Genomic DNA, 17,789 nt, shown 5'->3' with positions numbered 1-17,789 from the left:
CAAGGAGGCTCCATTCCCTCCCCCCCGGTCACGGATACAAATCATTGTGTCCAACCTTCCGGAACCTCACCTGCGTCGCCAAACCCGTCGTCGGATCCAACTCGCGCAACGCCTCCAACATCGTGCGCTGTCGCTGCTCACCCGTCACCATCAGCTCCCGGCTTCGCGTCTGTTGCAATGATTGACCAATCGTATAAATGCTGATCACACTGCCACGCGTCGTCACAAGACTCGCAATCCCCCGCAGCACCGACTCCGACAACTCCCCCTGATCCGCCACCCCCTCAATCTCCGCAATCTCTCCCGGCGAATCATAAGCCCCCGCATAACCATAATTCTTCCCCCCGCTCGCCAGCCTACGAAAATAAATGTTCTCGGCAATTGTCCTGGCCTGCTCCGTGGTTAACAACCGATCCTCATCCGTCTCCGATGGATTTGGCACCCCAGCAAGCAAGGCAATCAGCGGCAGATTACGTTCCAATGAACCCGCGAGTTGCGGGTGCCGAGTCACGTCCGCATACGGCTCCACCAAGGCGTTCACATTCACCCGACCCGCCACCGCCGAATCATTCGGAGCAAACACCGTCCGCACCGCATTGGGAACCACCACCGGAGCCGAAAACAAATCCATAAAAGCCCAGTCCGGCACCACCGAAGTGTCGTGCCTGCTGGGTTGCAGCCTCAACGTGCGAAACGGCACACCACCCGTGGTCGCATTCCGGTTCGATTCAATCCCTGTATGAATAAACCCCAACTCGCCCGCTGAATACACAATGCCATGAGGATTTTTCGCATGGCCTTTGGGATACGGCATGCGTAACCCAACGTCCGTCAACTTACCATCCTTGTCGACATCAAGCTCAGGTGCACCCGTAGGAAGGAACGTCAAGGAGGAAGCCTCTTTCCCCAAGATACCCAGCGTCCGCTGGTTCACATTTCCAAAGCTATGATCCAACCGCGGGAGCAGCACGCCGTTTTCATCATGAGTCCAACTGCGCGCCACACTGTTCACATTGTATTCCGTCACCTCATAAGATCTGATGCTCTCTGGACTGACAGAAGCGCCATCCAAAGTCATCGTAAAGGTCTGCCCCACCGGCACCAACTCCAGCCGCCGCGCATGATTGACCACCGAACCCGGATCAGGAACCCCTTCAGTCGCCACCTGCGAAGGAGTCAATTTAGGACCCAACGCCAACCCCAGTCGCAACGGCATCGTCGTGGGCCTGTTGTTGATTCGGATCACCGTCTTAAGTCGCACCACCCGGTATTCCCCCGCCCCAATCATCGTATTCCCCCCCATGATGGTGGTGGCATGACAGGGAATGTATTTCCCCGTAAAAGTCGCGAAGGTATCCGGTGAAAAGAACTCACCCGGACTTTTCAGATAAGTGGAAAATCCCACCGAAACCATCTTCCCATCCACGTCCGCCAAGTTAATCTGTTCCAGCCCGCCATGCTTAGGCAGGTGTATCTCGCAAAACAATTCACAAGGCCAGTAGTTATTTCCCCCACGCACCACCGGAGTATCTCCCACCCAGGCCGACACCTCCGTGATAAAAAGATTCCTCGTGCTGCCTTTATAAATATTCGCCACACCGGACCCTACGTTGATAACCCCCGAAACATGCGCATTGGCAACAAAAGCACCAGGTGTTCCATAAGTGCCCGGCAAATCAATAATCCCCCGGATTGGCTCCACCAGATCCAAAGACGACTCCGCACTACGCACATACTCCAGAATGTTAAGTGCCAGTTGCGTCAGCCGCAGCTCATTGGTCCCGGGATAATATTTCGACTGAAGACTGGCCGTCTCGTTCGATGTCATCGGCCAGTCCACCCGCTGAAGATAGGTGATGAGTTTGCGAATCGTCTTGTCGAGTTTCACCCGGCTAAGATTCTGACTGGACGCCTCGCCCGGATCGCTGTTCGCCACATTAAGAATATCAAGAAAATAAGGAACCCCGTTCGCATCTCTCATCAGCGTTCCATCTGGATTGCGCGGCGCATACTTTTCTTGCGTGGTAAGCACAAATCGCGGCTCATTAAAAAACGTCGTATCAGGATCATGATTGTAATGCGTGAGCTGAAACTTCGAATTCGACAACGCCGTCGCAAACCCACCAGGCGACCCTGGCAGATGGTCCAACCGGCGCATTTCCGAAAGATCATTAAAGAACCGTCCCGCACTGCCGGCCATGTCGGTATAACGATGATTGGGAGTAATGTAAGCATGCAGAAAGTCGGCCTTCAATCGCGCCGCCTCTGCATCAAGAGAAGAATCCGCCTCCGCAAACACACTGGCCAGATCAACACCGCTGGGATGCGTCGGAAAAAACGAATTGTAGTTCTCCGCCGTATTACTGTCCCCAGGGGCGTTGCGTTTCCACGCCGTGTTGATGTTCACCTTGCTCGATTCATCATCCGCCCAATAAGCAAAACGTCCGGTGACGGGGTTGTCCTCGTCCGTCAAATCCGGTTCCTCAGCAAAATCCACCGAACCATCCTGGCGAAGATAAACCCAACGCAATGGCAATGAAATCGGCGAAGAACCACCAGCCAAACTCTGGTCCGTAATAAGATGGCTGCCATTGTCATGCAGCGTCGACACATTCAGGTTGGCCGGGCGAAAGATCTCTTTAACATCAGATGTGACATCAAGCAAACGCGCTGAAGGCATGCCTGAATGCAAATCCGTTTGCACCACCAGTTTAGTAGGATGTTCAGGCAATGCAGTGATAAGTGCGCCAGGCCGGCTCGCCCAAGTTAGTGAGGGGTCAGCCGTCAAATTGCGCAGGGTCGAAGTCACCATGTCCGTGCCCATCTGAGCAAAAAGCAGTGCCCGCCCCCGCCCTTGATGGGAGCTGGCAGACGCCGTTTCATTCCGCACCAGATTCGCAAACCCCATCACCATGACGGTGATCAAGGCCAGCAAAATCACCGTCATGATCAGCGCCGCTCCCCCGCAACGCCCTGACAGGAACCCATCTCTTTTGAACTTCATGGCGAATTCTCCAGGTAAACTTGCATTTGGTAAGGCACCGCACTGCGCAACACCGGAAGCATCTTGCTATCTTGCGCCGACGCGGTTTTCAACGCCTCAATAAAGGTGGCGGCATTGACCGTGCCTGCCCGGCTTGCCATGTCCATGATCGCCGTCTTGACTCCCGCGTTAAATCGAGATGCCGAACGTGAATCCACCATGACAATGGAAATCTCCACACTGAAAGGCAGCACCGGCGCCTGATAAGTGGTCGCCTCCCCTTCCACGGTGCTGGTATAACTGACTCTCGAATCAAATAGCCCTTCCCCCCCTGTCTGGGTGATAGGTTGACCATTGCGATCAAGACAGCGCGCCCAGAAGCCAAGCACATTCTCCGCAAAGAGTCCAACCCATCCATTCTGCAAGGTTGGTGTCCCCGACTGGCTGATGCCTGCGTTCATCCATGAACCAATCTTCTCCTCATCATAAATCAGGTAGTTGCTGTCATTCGGATTGATGAACAAACGACATAACATCGGCTTGTTGCCATCCCATCGCACAAAATAACCCAGCTTGGCCAAGGACCCATGCCCAGTGTCCGTTGCCACCGGTGCCTGCCAGAACAAAGCATGCGGATTTTTTAATTCCGAACTCACCTGGGTCGGATTGAGCATGAACTGCAAATCCGCCTTGCCACTCAACACCTCCCGATGCACCGGCAGCGCCGCCGATCGCAACTCCTTGCCAATAAAATCAACGATGGCACGACCATGTTGACGACGCTCGGCCCGGGCATGACCGGAGCTCCAGGTATCGGCCACCGTGCTGGCAACTTGAGCCAGTGAAATCAGCAACAGCCCCAGCACCCCGGAAGCCACCATAATTTCCACCAAGGTAAAACCCTTCTCGCTGAAAGGTCCTGCTCGTTGGGTCCGGCGCGTCTGGGTGTTTGATTCGGGAATGGAATTGGGGTCAGTCATTGGCTAGAGTGGCATGGAAAATTCGAACATCTCCCGCCGATGCACCCACCGGCCAGCGGAATTTCAATTCTACCAGGTGACAGTGGTGCCCGGGTGTCGGCGCATTGGAACCACCACTTCTTGCGGCCTCCACCGGCAGGGGCCGATGAGAAATCTCGCATCGATAAACGGCATCCGTCGGATTCCCAGTCAGCGTGCCCTGGTCGGTAAAAAACATCAAACGGACCTCTTCCGGCAGCGCGGCAGGATAAGCTTCATCACGCAATTTCCCCATGACCTGTGAACACATCGCCGGGAACACACTCGTCGCCGTGTTCTCCCTTTCCGAATTCATCAACATCGGCATCAACCCCAACACCGACATGATGGCCAGGCTCGCCACCGCAAGCGCCAGAGCAACCTCCACCAGTGAGAACGCAGGCTGAGAACGAAGGGGTCGTTGGTGTATCATGGCCTCTCCACCTTGGTCCCTCCGGTTGCCCCAATTAGCGTGATCCTGTAATAGTTCACCGGCGTCTGCCCATCGCCCACCTGACTATAAGTGGTCTCCCCACCAGAACTCACTCCCTCCACAATCTGAAACCTCGCTGGCTCACTGGCATTTTTCAAACTTCCACCCGGCAGGAAAATTCGCGCCGCATAAGTTCCCTCGGCAAGTTTGTTATGATTCCGGAATCCCACCGGAGCCCCCGTTGTGCCGCCGTTAAATGGAAACACTGCTGGAGACAACTCCGCAAACGTCTGCAAATTTTCGGTCGTGGTCGAAAGATCAAGTGTCATCCCATCCGGAATAAATTCCCACTCCCTCGTCTGTTTCCATGGCCCGCCCGGCGGACATTCAAGAATGCAAAACGCCCGCCCATCCTCGGGCACACCCAATGCCGTCACCGCGACCACCGCCGTCAACACATTGGCACTCATCGCCCGCTGCCGCGCCGCATCGCAAAGTTGCGTGAATTTATTACCCGCATCCGTCAATGCCAGCCCCCGCATCGCTCCACCAAGTCCAGTGAACGACACCGTCAAGATGACCAGCATGACGACCATCACCACAAGAATCTCCACCAGGGTGAAACCGGCGCGAACGCGAGTCTCACGAAGACGGTTGGATATCTGGAACGAATCCATGGCAGATAGATAGTGGGGAAAATTGTCTGCCTCAGCCGCAATTTGCTCCCGCGCGACGACGGCTCATCAAGCAACCAACAAACGCCATGCCCATAAAAAGAGCACGTGAAGGCTCTGGAACAATCGAGGTCGTGAATCCAATGTCATCAATGCCCAGGCGACGGTCGGTATTCACTGTGCCTCCGTAAATTGTCGAAAACCCACTGATATAAGTTCCAATTGGAGCAGTGTAGGAGAAAAACGTATCGTCACCAGTTGCGCCACCGGCGGTATATCTGGTGTCATCAATCATATCGGTTTGTGTGAACGAGGGAGTGGCACTTCCGTTGAGAAACCATTCGACGGTGACCTGCATAGGGTCCCTAGCACCGGTGAAATCACGAGATAGCAAGGCAAAGCTCATTGTGGTAATGGCTTCACCAGGGTCACCTCCACTGATTGGCCCGAATGCAAGCGACCATCCTGGCTTTAAGTCATGCCCCAAACCCCCTGCCATAGCGATACCTTTTGAATTCCCCCCAGACCCTGGATTGCCGGAGATTGCGGCCAGACTGGTAAATACGTGCATGTCAAACTCCAGACTAGTGTTGATCGCAAAACTCTTTCCGGAACCATAGTTGACGTTGATCAAAGTCTTTGAGCCGGCATTGTTGGTATCTGAATTACCCTTCGCGTCAGCATTGACTCCATTTGGCTGGTCGAAATTAATCACTCCCCCTGTGCCCAAATTAAAAGCCGCGTTGACAACCGCTGTATGGGCGGCCAGTGTCACTGAATTGCCAGGGGCCTCTGCATCAATGGTGTTGGCAGCCCGCGTGTTCTCGTCATAGATCCCACTCACAGAAAGAGTTACCGCAGCCTCCGTGTTGGGCCCAAAATGGAGAATTCCGATGAAAATTGCGCCCAGGATATTGGCCCTGCCGAACTCATGCGTTTTATAGGATGAAAGCGTCGTATTCATAGAATGTCGAAGTGAGGATTGCGTGAATGACTGACTGAAACGGTTGACGTATCTCCGATCAAAAATCAGAGGAGCATGAACATGCTTCGGTGCTTCGATGTAGGGTTTATGGATTCGAATGCCATTGTCCGTTTGAGGCAGATTCGGCTTTGGCAATTCCTCCATTTGAACCATTCTTGCTGGTTAGAAGTGTCTGCGCAGTTTGAAGGTCAGGAGCTGAACCATTAGACCCGTTCAACCGATTCGTTTTCCCAGGATTACCCCACTGCAACTCAAGAACTTTGCGGTAGCTGTCACGCAAAAACGTGATGTCCGTGCCGCTGGCCATATAGGTAAAGCCGAGATCTTGAAGCACTGATGCATCATCAACAGGCCGCAACAGCAAACCACAGGCTTTGCCTGCTGACGCCGCAGCCGCAGCGACTTCCCGCAAGCAGGCGGCGTAGTCGCGCGTGGTGTTGTGTGGAAAAGCATCCAGGTTGTGCTGCAGGTCCATTGGCCCTACAAAAAGGACATCCACCCCATCCACTTCCGCAATCGCCCGGGCATTCTCCACCCCTTCGATCGATTCAATCTGGGCAAAGAAAAGCGGCGGTGGAGTTTCACTTTCCAGACCGAACTGATAGGCCCGCACCATTCGCGCCAGCCCACGATTCCCTCGCGGCGGATGATACATGGAACGAACGCATGCTTCGGCTTTTTCCACCGTCGACACCATCGGAACCATGATGCCAGCCGCGCCCCAGTCGAGGGCTCGCGCTATCTGATCAGGATGCGGCGCGCTGACACGGACGATGGCCGAAGCGCGGCGAATCACCTGAAGTTGCGGAAGCACGGATGCATCCGTTCCGCAGCCGTGTTCGAGATCAATGAGCAACCAATCGAAACCGCTCACATCCGCGAGTTCGGCAATAATGGGAGATCCGGTCTGCAACCACGTGCCAAATTGCGGGAGACGTTGAGTAGGCGGTGAAGTATCCATAAAATGTTTGGTGAGTGGTCCTGCTCAAGCCTCCAACAGCTTTTTATACGCATGCCCCTCGTTCTGGTCGATGCGCTCCGGGCGCCCTTTATGATGGTAAACAAGTTGGGTATGATCGACGCCCAGCAGATGCAGGATGGTGGCATGGATGTCGTGAACATGCAGACAGTCTTCCACGGCATACAACCCCAGTTCGTCGGTGGCACCGTAGGCCTGCCCGGCTCTCACCCCTCCACCGGCCATCCACATGGTAAAGCCGGTCGGATTATGATCGCGACCGTCCCCCTGTTCACTCATGGGAGTGCGACCAAACTCGCCGCCCCAGATCACCAGCGTTTCCTCAAGCATGCCACGAGCCTTCAAATCCGCCAGCAGACCAGCAATGGGTTTGTCTACCGAATGGCACAACCTGGAGTGATTGCCCTCAATGCCTTTGTGACTGTCCCACTTGCTGCCGGCACCGCTGTAGAGCTGCACAAAACGCACCCCATTTTCGACAAGCCGACGGGCAAGCAGGCAGTTCCTGCCAAAGGTGGCCGTGTTTTTGTCGTCCATGCCGTAAAGCTTTTTTGTGGCGCTTGTTTCGTTGCTCAGATCCACCGCTCCAGGGGCTTCGGCCTGCATCTGGTAGGCGAGTTCATAACCTTTGATGCGGGCATCAAGCTCCGTATTGCTGACACGCGTGGAATTGAACTCACGGTTTAGCTCCGCAAGAAAGTCCAGCCGGTCGCGCTGGCGCTCGCGGTCCATCCCTTTCGGGTTGTCGAGGAACTTGATCGGTGTTCCCTCAGAGTTAAACTCCACCCCCTGATAAACCGCTGGCATAAAACCGCTGCCCCAGTTGCGCACACCATTGACCACCGTGGCTTCACTGTCTTTGATCACCACAAAACCCGGCAGATTCCGGTTCTCACTACCGAGCCCATAAGAGGCCCACGCACCAAGGGATGGCCGGCCACCAAAGATCGAACCAGTGTTCATCGAACACACACCGCCCGCGTGATTGATGCCGCTGGAGGCACACGAATGGATCATGGCGAGATCATCGGCATGCTGGGCAACATGGGGAAACCAGTCCGAAACCCACAACCCCCCCTGCCCGTATTGTTTCCATGATCGTTTGCTTTCCAACAGTGGAGACATCGCCTCACCCGCAGCCGTGAGGGGTGCCTTGAAGCTCCCCGGCAACGATTGCCCAGCCAGCTTGTTCAACAGCGGTTTGTAATCAAAGGTATCCAGATGGCTTGGGCCACCTTCCATAAATAGAAAGATAACACTCCTGGCCTTGGCCGCACGATGAGGCAAAAGAACCGGCGCCGCTTCACTCTTTTCACTCATTAGTGCAGCCAGTGCCACCGCACCAAAACCACCACCGGCAGTTTGTAAAAAATCACGTCGTGAAGTAGGATGATCGTAACGATAACAGGACATAACTTGACTAGGATAGGATGAGTGATTGAAGAACCGCTTTAATGCAGATAGAAAAATTCATTGGTGTTGAGCAACATCTGGCACAGGTCATTCATTGCCTGACGGAAGGGTTGATTGGCCTCGCTCTCCTCGGAATCGATGCCGCTCCAGGCAAACTGGGGACTTGGCGGATCTTCCGCGCGCCACACAAACAGCCCTGCCCCCCATTTTCCAGAATCGCGCTGGATCTCGCCTCCCGAGCCATTGCCCACCATGATGCGCAAGGCTTCGATGTTCCCATCCCACTGCCGCGTTGGCGTGCGCTTGCTTAGTCCCCCAAGAACAATCGGCGAATCACCCTGACTTAGCTTTACCAGGTTGTCCATGCGTGCCACCGCCGATTGCGCCACCGCACCTGGGGTGTCGAGATCATGCACCGTAAATGCCACCTCGTGACGGGAAGCAGAGACTCGAATCACCAAATGATACCGGCGACCCACTTGAAGGAGGATGTTGGAAGCCACCACCTGATATCCTATGTTCGCATTCTCATCCTCACCAACCAGCTGCATCAGAAGGTTGCCCGGCTTGTAGAGCGACTTCTTGCCGGTCACATCAATGCTCCAGCCGAAGGATTCGAGACTCCCCTTGCCACCATCCCAACGCGACACCAGCGTGCGCAGTTCCCTGTTCGGGTCGACGCTGTCGAGCTTCACCACCGCCTCGACGGTGAATTCATCGCCCTCTTTATCCATCGTGTTGACCAACAAACGCTCACGCGGACTTTTGATTTTGAAGACGCCTGCTGACGATGAACTCTCGGAAACCTGCGAGGATGCTGAAACAGGCTTTGACTTGGACACCCGTTTTTCGATGAAGTTCTCCGCCGCCACTCGTTCGCTGTCTCTTGGTGGACGGCCCAAAACCGCGAGAAAGGCATCCTCAACATTATCCACTCGCGAAGCCAGCTTGCGGGAGCGCTCAATCACCCAATCACCATTGAGCAACTGCAACGCCTGTGTCGGGGTGGTGGTGCTCTGACGCTCCGAAGTGCTGGCAAAGCCACCCGGCATGTCGAGGGCACGCAACAGTTCATTCGGCGTATTGCGTTTTTTGATGGTGAAGATCGAACGATTGGTGCCGTTGCCATCACCGGCAGGACCGCTGCTCTTGGCATCCAGCTCGCCGCTCACCGCCAGCAAGGAATCGCGCACCTGTTCCGCATCAAGCCGACGAGGATGAAAGCGCCACAAATAACGGTTGGTTGGATCAATCTCCGCCGCCTTCTGGTCCGGCTCACGACGCGCCGTCTGGCGGTAAGTCGCGGATAACATGATCTCCCGATGCAACGGCTTGAAATGCCAGCCGCCTGCCACGAATTTGTCTGCAAGATAGTCGAGCAACTCCGGATGGGTCGGCGGCTCTCCCAGGGTTCCAAAGTCACTGGCGGTCGCCACGATGCCGCGTCCGAAATGATATTGCCAGATGCGGTTCACCATCACCCGCGAGGTGAACGGATTGTCCGGACGCGTAATCCAGTCTGCCAACGCCTTGCGACGCCCGGTGGATGTTTCTGTCGCCTCAATCTGCGGCAACTCAGGCGCCACAATCGAAAGGAATCCCGGTGCCACTTCCTGTTCACCTTTGCGGTTGGTCAGCGTGTTGGGTGGAGCCACCGGACCCGCATCCGTCGCCACAAAGGCATGCGGCAGTGGTTTCGGCTTCAAGTGATCAAACTTCTTCAGTTCCTCCTTGATGGCCGTGTATTCCTTCTTGGCCTCGTCCGTTTTCAGTCGACCCAGCACGTTGACCCCCTTGCGGGCAAATTCCAACTGTCGCTCGCACAACCCCGCGAGTTGTTTCTCCAATTCATTCCGTTGCTCAACAGGCTTGCGCGTCATCGCCTGAAGGTCCTCAGGAAAACTAACCCTCCAGCGTTCGACCGCTTCCTCGACATGCGGCTTTTCAATGGCGTCCAATCTAGCGCGTATCCCGGCGGTCGCCGCCTCCCATTTTGCCTGTTGTTCCTCAAACGCCCGGTTCTCCACCGGTGTCGCCAACTTCAAATCATCCCGCCATTGCACCGGGGCAAAGAAAGCCCGCAGACGATAATAATCGCTTTGTAAGATAGGATCGAACTTATGGTTGTGGCAACGGGCGCAACCCATGCTCAATCCCAGAAAAAGCTCTCCCGTGGTATCGGTTAGATCAGTAAGAATAACATCCCATTGACCACGCACATCGCGCAGATTGTATTCATACATGCTGTGCCGCATGTAAGCGGTTCCGATGAGCACATTCGGATCGTCAGGGGCTATTTCGTCGCCCGCCAGTTGCTCCTGCACAAACCGATTGTAGGGTTTGTCGTCGTTGAATGATCGGATCACATAATCCCGGTATGGCCAGACCGACGGACGATAGGCATCCTGGTTGTAACCATCACTCTCCGCATAACGCACCAGATCCAGCCAATGCTGCGCCCAGCGTTCACCATAACGCGGACTCGCCAGCAATTGATCGACCAACTTCTCATAAGACTTCGGATCGGTGTCATTCACAAACGCGTCGATTTGTTGCTTCGTCGGAGGCAAACCATGAAGGTCAAAATACACACGACGCACCAGTTCATGCCGGCCCGCCTCTGGTGCAGGCGACAGTTTGAACTCAGCATGTTTTTCAGCGATGAAATGGTCGAGCTTGTTGCGGACCCACTCTCCGCCAGCCTTGGGTGGCAACACTTTGGCCACCGGCTTGAAGAACCAGTAATTGCGCTGTTCCTCAGTAAATCCGCCTTCAGTCAACGTCACTTTCTTGGCGTCATTGTCCGGCCATGGTGCGCCCATCTTGATCCACTTTTCCAACACCGCGATCTCGGCGTCCGGTAGTTTCTCTTTCGGGGGCATCTGAAAATCTTCATTCTTATAATGCACCGCTTCCATCAGCGTCGATTCCTCCGGCTTTCCAGGCACCAATGCCGGACCAGTGTCACCGCCTGCCTTCAGATAGCCAATATGATCCGCCCTAAGTCCCCCTTTTTGTTTGGACTCGCCATGGCAGTCATAGCAACGGTTTACCAGAATTGGCCGCACATCGGTCTCAAAAAATTTTATCGCCGCACGCTGCGCGTCATCGACCCCCAAAACGGAAGTAGCCGTGGAGAAAATCAATAGGGTAATTGGTGCGATGGAAAACCGGGACATTTAACTGGGTGGAAGCGGGTGAATGGCGGGGGTCAGATAGAGGAATTTTTCAGCGGAAATGGGCAGATGTTTACGAGGGCCGGTTGCTGGCCAATGCCTTGGCAATGGCGATCATTTCTTCATTGGCATCATCGTCATCATCAGTAGGACGGGTGGCATTCATGCCTGGCCGGTAATTCCGGGCAAGACGCGCACCGGGCGGCGGCTCCGAAATTCCTGGGATGGACCATTCAAGGGCACCCGTGATGTGCTGCCCCATCATCCTCGCCGCCATCTCCGGCTGACGCGCCGCCAACGCCTCCAGCACCTTCCAATGCCAGGTCACCGTGAACCGGCGCAAATCATAGGCCAGTTTTTCCTGGAGCTGGTGAATATATGTCAACGCCATCTCAAACTGCCAGCGAATGTTTTGCCACAACACCACCAGACGCCCGTTGCCACTGCACTTCATGATGTATTCATGCATGGCGATGTCCAACTGACTGAATTCCGCCCCTGTGGCCGCTTCCATTTGCGCCGCAATATTCGCTTCCACCCAGCGCGAATCCTTCGCATTCCAATGAATGGCAGCCAGCCGCGCCCCCATCGTTTCCAACGCCACCCGCGTCTCAATGATTTCGGCAATGTCCCTCTCCTCAAGCGTTCTCACATGGGTCCTGCCGGTGCTCTCAAACTGCACCAGTCCTGCCCGTTCCAGTTCGATGATGGCCTCCCTCACCGGAGCGCGACTGACCCCAAAACGTTTTGCCAGCACCGGTTCGGCAAGGGCTTCGCCTTGCTTGACGACGCCAGAAATGATGTCGCTACGCAATTGGGAAACGATTTCGTTGGCCAAATTTCGCCGAGGTGGGATGTGGTTTTTTGTCATGGCAGAAAATTGAAGTGTCGACAGTTTAATCCCTAGTTCACAATAGTGTCGACACTTTTTTAATCGAAAATAAAAATAATCAGTGACATCACTCGGCCAGATATTGCCTAACTGACTGGAAAAGAGGTCTTTATACCATTTTTCCAAGACTTTCTCCGACGCAGACGCTGCAACAGACATCCCGTCAAAGCGAACCCAACCAGAATCGCCCGACTGGGTTCCGGAACGACACTCCCCGTGATCTGCAACTCATCCAACCGCAAACTTCCGTTGGCATTGCCATACACACCAACAAAAAAGGTGACAGGGCCGGTGACATTGGTGAGTTCTGAATGCCCACTGAGATCAAAGGCATACAAATTGTTGGCATCTGTCGGGGCCGTGTTGTTGTTCACGGCGGCACCCGCATCCCCAGGAACCTTCGTGAAACTGCCCAAAATCGTGTTGCCCGTCAGGCTGCTTTGCACAAAAAAACTATAACTTCCTGATGTGAAGTTCTGGTTGGCCCATGCATAAAAACTGATCCCGCTCACCGAAAGCCAACTAGAGGCATCCGGCGTCAACGTGACGCTGAAATAGTCCACCGCCGCCGTCGCCGTCGCCGGAGATCCCGTTACCGCACTGGACGCAGGAAAGACATAAACATTGCTTCCATCCGCCCCTCTGACCCCATTGTAAGCCGGAGGAGCCGCGGTGCCTGTGCCGCTGATGGCTCCAGCCGAAGATCCAGTCAAACCAGAACCCACGGTCAGGCTTGAAACCGACACTTGAGCCACAGCACCAGCGGAATTTGAATACACACTTCCTCCATAAGGGCCAGCGGTCGGCGCGGTGTTTAAGAAATTCAATTCCGCATTATTGTCAAAATCCCACAGTCCTAAAGTGACCGCCGATTGGGCGGGCGCGATAAAACTCATCAAGGTCAACACCATCAGGCAACACACGGCTTTGGCCTTCGCGTTGGTGTTGGTGTTGGGATTGCCGCCGACGATTCCTATACAGTATCTGCTTCTATTAACTTCATCCGGCTGAGCGACAGTGGCTTTCATAATAACAAATTTATTGATGCGGTTCTTTTCTTTGAAGCGCGATCATCCCAAAATCCGTAGCCCCCGTCACCCTTCACACCGTCCACCATCGGGTGATGACGAATTGCTTGACAACATCCGTATCCATCACTCCCCCAGCATGGTGAGGCCCTGCCGATCACACCTTGATGATCCCGCGTCGAATGGCTTCGGCAGTGGCTTGGGCACGGTCATGAGCGCCCAACTTTTCGAGAATGTGGCTGACGTGACGTTTGACGGTATCCTCAGAGATCTCAAACAACGCGGCAATTTGTTTATTGGCATGTCCGTGGGCAATCAGCTCCAGAATCTCGCGTTCGCGACTGGTCACTGCGGCACACAACCGCAGATTGGCGAGATGTTGATCCAGCTCAGGCGGAAGATACGTTCCTCCAGCGGCCACCCGTCGCAAAGCCTTCAGCAGCTCGTCGCGCGACGCAGATTTTTGAACAAAACCCGATGCCCCCGCATCCAGCGCCGACTGCACATCATCCTCATGCACAAACGTCGAATAAACCAAAACACGCGCATTAACATCATGAGCAACCAATGCTGCCGTCGCCTGCACCCCCGTGAGGCCAGGAAGTTGCAAATCCATCAACACCACACTCGGTTGCCAACGCTGATAAGCCGCCAATGCCTCATCTCCGCGCTTGGCCTCACCGATCACCTGAATGTCATCCTCCACTTCGAGCGCTGCGCCCAACCCGCTGCGCACAACAAAATGATCGTCAACAATAAGAACCGTTAGTGGAGCGCGCATAAAAGAATCAACCTTCCGTGATCAAGTGACTACGGTCGTGTTGGTCAGAACTTTCCATCGGCAACTTAATCTCCAAAGTCGTGCCCTTGCCCGGTATCGAAAGCCAGCGCGCCACCGCACCAATCTTCTCACAACGCTCCTCAATGCCAACACACCCAAAGTGCCCCGCCCTACCCGCACAAGGCCCTTCGGGATCAAATCCACGGCCATCATCGACGATCTTCAAACACAGACATCCCTCCCTCATCTCAACCATGAGCCGAATCTCCCGTGCGTCTGCATGCTTCAATGCATTGGTCACCCCCTCCCTCGCGATCATGCGCAAATGATGAATGGTGCGCGAGGGCAAAAGCGGCAGCCGTGCATCCGTCTCCAGTGTCAATTGGGGACCGCAACCGGCAGGCTGCTCCTCGACCATCGCCCGTAAAGAAGAAACTAGATCCCCACCCTCCTGCGACGGCTCGCGCAACCCTGAAACCAAACTCCGTGTCTCAGCCTGCATTTGTGAAACCAGCCCCCGCGAAGCACGCAGCAGTTGTCCACTCTTGTCATTGACCCCACGTGCCTGCACCGCTTCAAGCCGAAGCATCAACCCGGTAAGTCCCTGCTCCAAAGTGTCGTGAAACTCTCGCGCAATTCGATGACGCTCTTCCAATGCCGCTTCACGTTCAATCCGCCGACGCAATGCCGACGTTTGCCGACTTACCTGACGCTGCAAAATCGCAATCCATAACGCCGCCATACTGACCAACAACAACAACACCCCAACGATCATCGCAAGCCGCTGCGCCGTCCACCACGAAGGAGATTTAAGCACCATCACATCATCGCCACTGCGACAGCGCAAACTCAACGCGCGTGGTCTCGACACCACGCCATGATGGGCAATCTCGTTGGCTTCCACCTGGCAAATCCCGGTGACACGCACCCGAGTCCCTATCTGCGGCTCGTATTCCAAAACCGGCGACTGGGCACGAATCGTCGCGCCCTTCTCCTCCAGCACCAATACATGTCCCTCCTCCGTCCTGAAACATCCGGAGATAGTCGCACTTATCGACACCAGTTCATTATCATGCTCGCCACCCAATAACTCATTCAACCTCAAATCGATCGCCGAAGGTTCCTGCTCAAACCTCTGCTCAAGCACCACTGCATTGGTCAGTGATGCGTTGAACTGCTGCATCTTGGGAAACCCCACCGCTTCAATCCGCGTTCCCACCCGCAACCCATCCGGCTCCTGAAGCCGCAATCGGATTGCCGTATCCTCATCGCGAATATACACGTCGCCATCAGGAAAAGCCGCAACCACCGTCCCTGTCACGCGCACCCGATGTCCCCCTTGACCCACCACTTTAAAAGCCAGAAGTTTGCTGCCCGAAATCGCCGGAACCTCATCCATGGCCGGTGCCGTCTTCACGATCTTCAAATGATCCCAATCCTGCATCCATAAAACCGGCTGCACCAATTGTCGCCGATGGTTGATGGCACCGGCCGCCAGTCCTTCAATGCGCACATAACTGTCCACCAGCGAATCCATCTGCTCCGGCAGTGCAAACACCTGCACTTCCAGCAAGTCCTGATTCATCGCCACCAGAAGCGTGGCGTGATTTCCATCCCCTGCCTCCCCCGCCGCATGAACAACTCCCTCCACAGCGACAAGCTGGTAATGAAACCGACCGGAAAGCAAATCTCCGTAAGTGGCCGTTGATGCCTCCGGCATTTGCCGCTGCCCCAGCTTCTTATAACTCGCCTTTTCAATCCCCGTCAGATACAAACCAGGAAAAGTGATACCCTTCACCTCCACCTCGTCACCCAGACGCAGTCCGGAAAGACCATGGCCACGAAAATAGGTCCCGGCCGTGTCATCCTGGATCAGTGCGGAACCGATCTTCAGATCAACAAAAATCACCGTGCCACGTATTTCCACCGGAAGCCCCTTCTCCGCCTCCTCAACAGGCAACGAACGCACTTCCAAAGCCGTTCTCAACACCGGAACTTCAGCAGCAACACCTGTCACGCCACCCAAGCCCATGGCCAGCATGATTGACCAGCGGATACCCGCCTTGCCCATCACATTCATGCAGATGCCCTCGACCATGCCCACCAGCCTACACCTCAACCAAACAACGCTGCAATAGGTTTACCTTCATCCGTGATCGGAATCGGGCGGGTGCCATCCATCAATGACCGGTGCGGATCAATCCCCAGCGCGGCATGAATCGTCGCATGAAAATCTGGAATCGACACCGGACTCTCCACAATCTTTTTCGACAGCTCATCCGTCACCCCAAACACCCCCCGATGTTTTAATCCGCCACCCGCCAGCACCATGCTGAACGCCGCCCCCTGGTGCCCGCGTCCACCCCGACCATCAAACTCCGCTGGACGGCCAAATTCCGTGGCGATCACCACCAATGTCTTGTCGAGCAATTTTTTCTCTTCCAGATCAACGATCAATGCCGACATCGCCGTGTCCAGTTCCTTGACCAACGTGTGCTGATTGACCTGCCCCTCATTGTGGGTGTCCCAGCCCGTGCCATTGATGAAATTCAGGTTGTGCGACACCTCAACAAAACGCACCCCCGCCTGCACCAGCCGCCGCGCCAGCAGACAGCGCTGTCCAAACTCACCTCCATACTTCTGTCGCAAAACATCCGGCTCCTCACCCAGCTTGAAGTGCCGCATGAAATCCGGCCCCGCAAGCCGCAGCGCCTCGCGTTGAGCCACCTCATACTCTCCGCTCATCGTGCCCGCCGGAGCCCGTTCCAACAAAGGTTTCAACAAAGCCTGCCGCCGGTCCGCCCGGTCCATGTTCACCCATTCCGGACGGGAAAACCCCGCCGGTCCTGACTCCGTATCCAGCAGATACACATACCCATGTCTCGCCCCCAAAAAACCAGGTCCGCGACTCACGTTCGGAAATCCCATGAGCATGTAGGCCGGCACATCCGCACTGACCGCACCCCGCTGCTGGGCCACGATGGAACCGATCGAAGGGTAAATCACCGTGCCGCTGATCATCCGCCCGGTGTGAACCAGATTGGTCGCAAAAGCATGCTCATCTACCACATGATGATTGACCGTGCGCACCACCGTCATCCGTTCCGCAAGCCGCGCCATCCCCGGCAGGTGCTCAGTAAATTGCACCCCCGGAACCGCCGTGTCGATCGCCGCGTAGTCTGAACCGGCCACCTTCGGCGACGCCTTGGCATTGCCGCGACGTTTGGGGTCAAAAGTATCGATCTGCGACATTCCGCCGCCCAACCAGACGAAGATGCAATGCTCAGCATTGCCCATTGGCAATGACGTTGACTCTGTCGCCCCGCCCCATTGACCAAGCCATGGAGTCGCTGCCAAAGTAGCTGCCCGCTGCATGAAATGACGGCGACTTATAGTTAGAGATGCATTCGTTTTCATAATCGTATTCAGCAAATTCTATCGGTCAAA

The 17,789-nt window shown here is 55.2% G+C and carries 14 protein-coding genes; 1 reads left to right on the top strand and 13 read right to left on the bottom strand.

Annotated elements, in window-relative coordinates; translation table 11 throughout:
• Positions 1-28: 28 nt before the first annotated feature.
• From FEM03_RS10285 to FEM03_RS10275, 3 genes are read right to left on the bottom strand one after another with little or no spacing between them, the layout of a single operon-like run.
• Complete coding sequence (locus tag FEM03_RS10285) at positions 29-3,004, bottom strand: hypothetical protein (protein ID WP_138086168.1); 2,976 nt, start codon at positions 3,002-3,004, stop codon at positions 29-31.
• The gene (locus FEM03_RS10280; protein ID WP_138086167.1) at positions 3,001-3,963 is read right to left on the bottom strand and encodes a PilW family protein; all 963 of its coding nucleotides are present in this window, start codon (positions 3,961-3,963) and stop codon (positions 3,001-3,003) included. The genes FEM03_RS10285 and FEM03_RS10280 overlap by 4 nt, the downstream gene beginning before the upstream one ends.
• On the bottom strand, positions 3,956-4,237 hold the full coding sequence (locus FEM03_RS10275; RefSeq protein ID WP_138086166.1) for a hypothetical protein: 282 nt from the start codon (positions 4,235-4,237) through the stop codon (positions 3,956-3,958). The genes FEM03_RS10280 and FEM03_RS10275 overlap by 8 nt, the downstream gene beginning before the upstream one ends.
• Here FEM03_RS10275 and FEM03_RS24390 point away from each other — a divergent pair.
• Entirely contained in the window at positions 4,236-4,388 is a 153-nt protein-coding gene (locus FEM03_RS24390) for a hypothetical protein (protein WP_166442763.1), read from the top strand. The genes FEM03_RS10275 and FEM03_RS24390 overlap by 2 nt on opposite strands.
• A gap of 22 nt (positions 4,389-4,410) precedes the next feature.
• Here FEM03_RS24390 and FEM03_RS10270 read toward each other — a convergent pair whose 3' ends face one another.
• The 10 genes from FEM03_RS10270 to FEM03_RS10225 all read right to left on the bottom strand — a co-directional run bounded on the left by FEM03_RS10270 (position 4,411) and on the right by FEM03_RS10225 (position 17,717).
• On the bottom strand, positions 4,411-5,091 hold the full coding sequence (locus tag FEM03_RS10270; RefSeq protein WP_138086165.1) for a prepilin-type N-terminal cleavage/methylation domain-containing protein: 681 nt from the start codon (positions 5,089-5,091) through the stop codon (positions 4,411-4,413).
• A gap of 31 nt (positions 5,092-5,122) precedes the next feature.
• A complete protein-coding gene (locus FEM03_RS10265; RefSeq protein ID WP_138086164.1) occupies positions 5,123-6,052 on the bottom strand; it encodes a hypothetical protein in 930 nt (309 codons plus the stop codon).
• 106 nt (positions 6,053-6,158) lie between these two features.
• Positions 6,159-7,034: an HpcH/HpaI aldolase family protein gene (locus FEM03_RS10260; RefSeq protein WP_138086163.1), complete on the bottom strand. Its 876-nt coding sequence runs from the start codon at positions 7,032-7,034 to the stop codon at positions 6,159-6,161.
• Between the two features lie 24 nt (positions 7,035-7,058).
• The gene (locus tag FEM03_RS10255) at positions 7,059-8,465 is read right to left on the bottom strand and encodes a DUF1501 domain-containing protein (protein ID WP_138086162.1); all 1,407 of its coding nucleotides are present in this window, start codon (positions 8,463-8,465) and stop codon (positions 7,059-7,061) included.
• A gap of 38 nt (positions 8,466-8,503) precedes the next feature.
• Complete coding sequence (locus FEM03_RS10250) at positions 8,504-11,611, bottom strand: PSD1 and planctomycete cytochrome C domain-containing protein (protein ID WP_240772738.1); 3,108 nt, start codon at positions 11,609-11,611, stop codon at positions 8,504-8,506.
• A 103-nt stretch (positions 11,612-11,714) separates the two neighbouring features.
• Complete coding sequence (locus tag FEM03_RS10245; protein ID WP_138086160.1) at positions 11,715-12,512, bottom strand: GntR family transcriptional regulator; 798 nt, start codon at positions 12,510-12,512, stop codon at positions 11,715-11,717.
• Positions 12,513-12,619: 107 nt separating this feature from the next.
• Positions 12,620-13,561, bottom strand: coding sequence for a hypothetical protein (locus FEM03_RS10240; protein ID WP_138086159.1), 942 nt, complete (start codon positions 13,559-13,561; stop codon positions 12,620-12,622).
• Positions 13,562-13,718: 157 nt separating this feature from the next.
• Positions 13,719-14,342 carry a response regulator gene (locus tag FEM03_RS10235; protein WP_138086158.1) on the bottom strand — a complete coding sequence of 208 codons (624 nt, stop codon included), beginning with the start codon at positions 14,340-14,342 and terminating at the stop codon, positions 13,719-13,721.
• A gap of 7 nt (positions 14,343-14,349) precedes the next feature.
• On the bottom strand, positions 14,350-16,440 hold the full coding sequence (locus FEM03_RS10230; RefSeq protein ID WP_240772737.1) for a sensor histidine kinase: 2,091 nt from the start codon (positions 16,438-16,440) through the stop codon (positions 14,350-14,352).
• Positions 16,441-16,457: 17 nt separating this feature from the next.
• Positions 16,458-17,717, bottom strand: a complete 1,260-nt coding sequence (locus FEM03_RS10225) for a DUF1501 domain-containing protein (protein WP_240772736.1) — start codon at positions 17,715-17,717, stop codon at positions 16,458-16,460.
• Between the last annotated feature and the right edge of the window lie 72 nt (positions 17,718-17,789).

This window comes from Phragmitibacter flavus (assembly GCF_005780165.1).
Lineage (GTDB): Bacteria > Verrucomicrobiota > Verrucomicrobiia > Verrucomicrobiales > Verrucomicrobiaceae > Phragmitibacter > Phragmitibacter flavus.
This window is presented reverse-complemented; position numbering and strand designations above follow the sequence as displayed.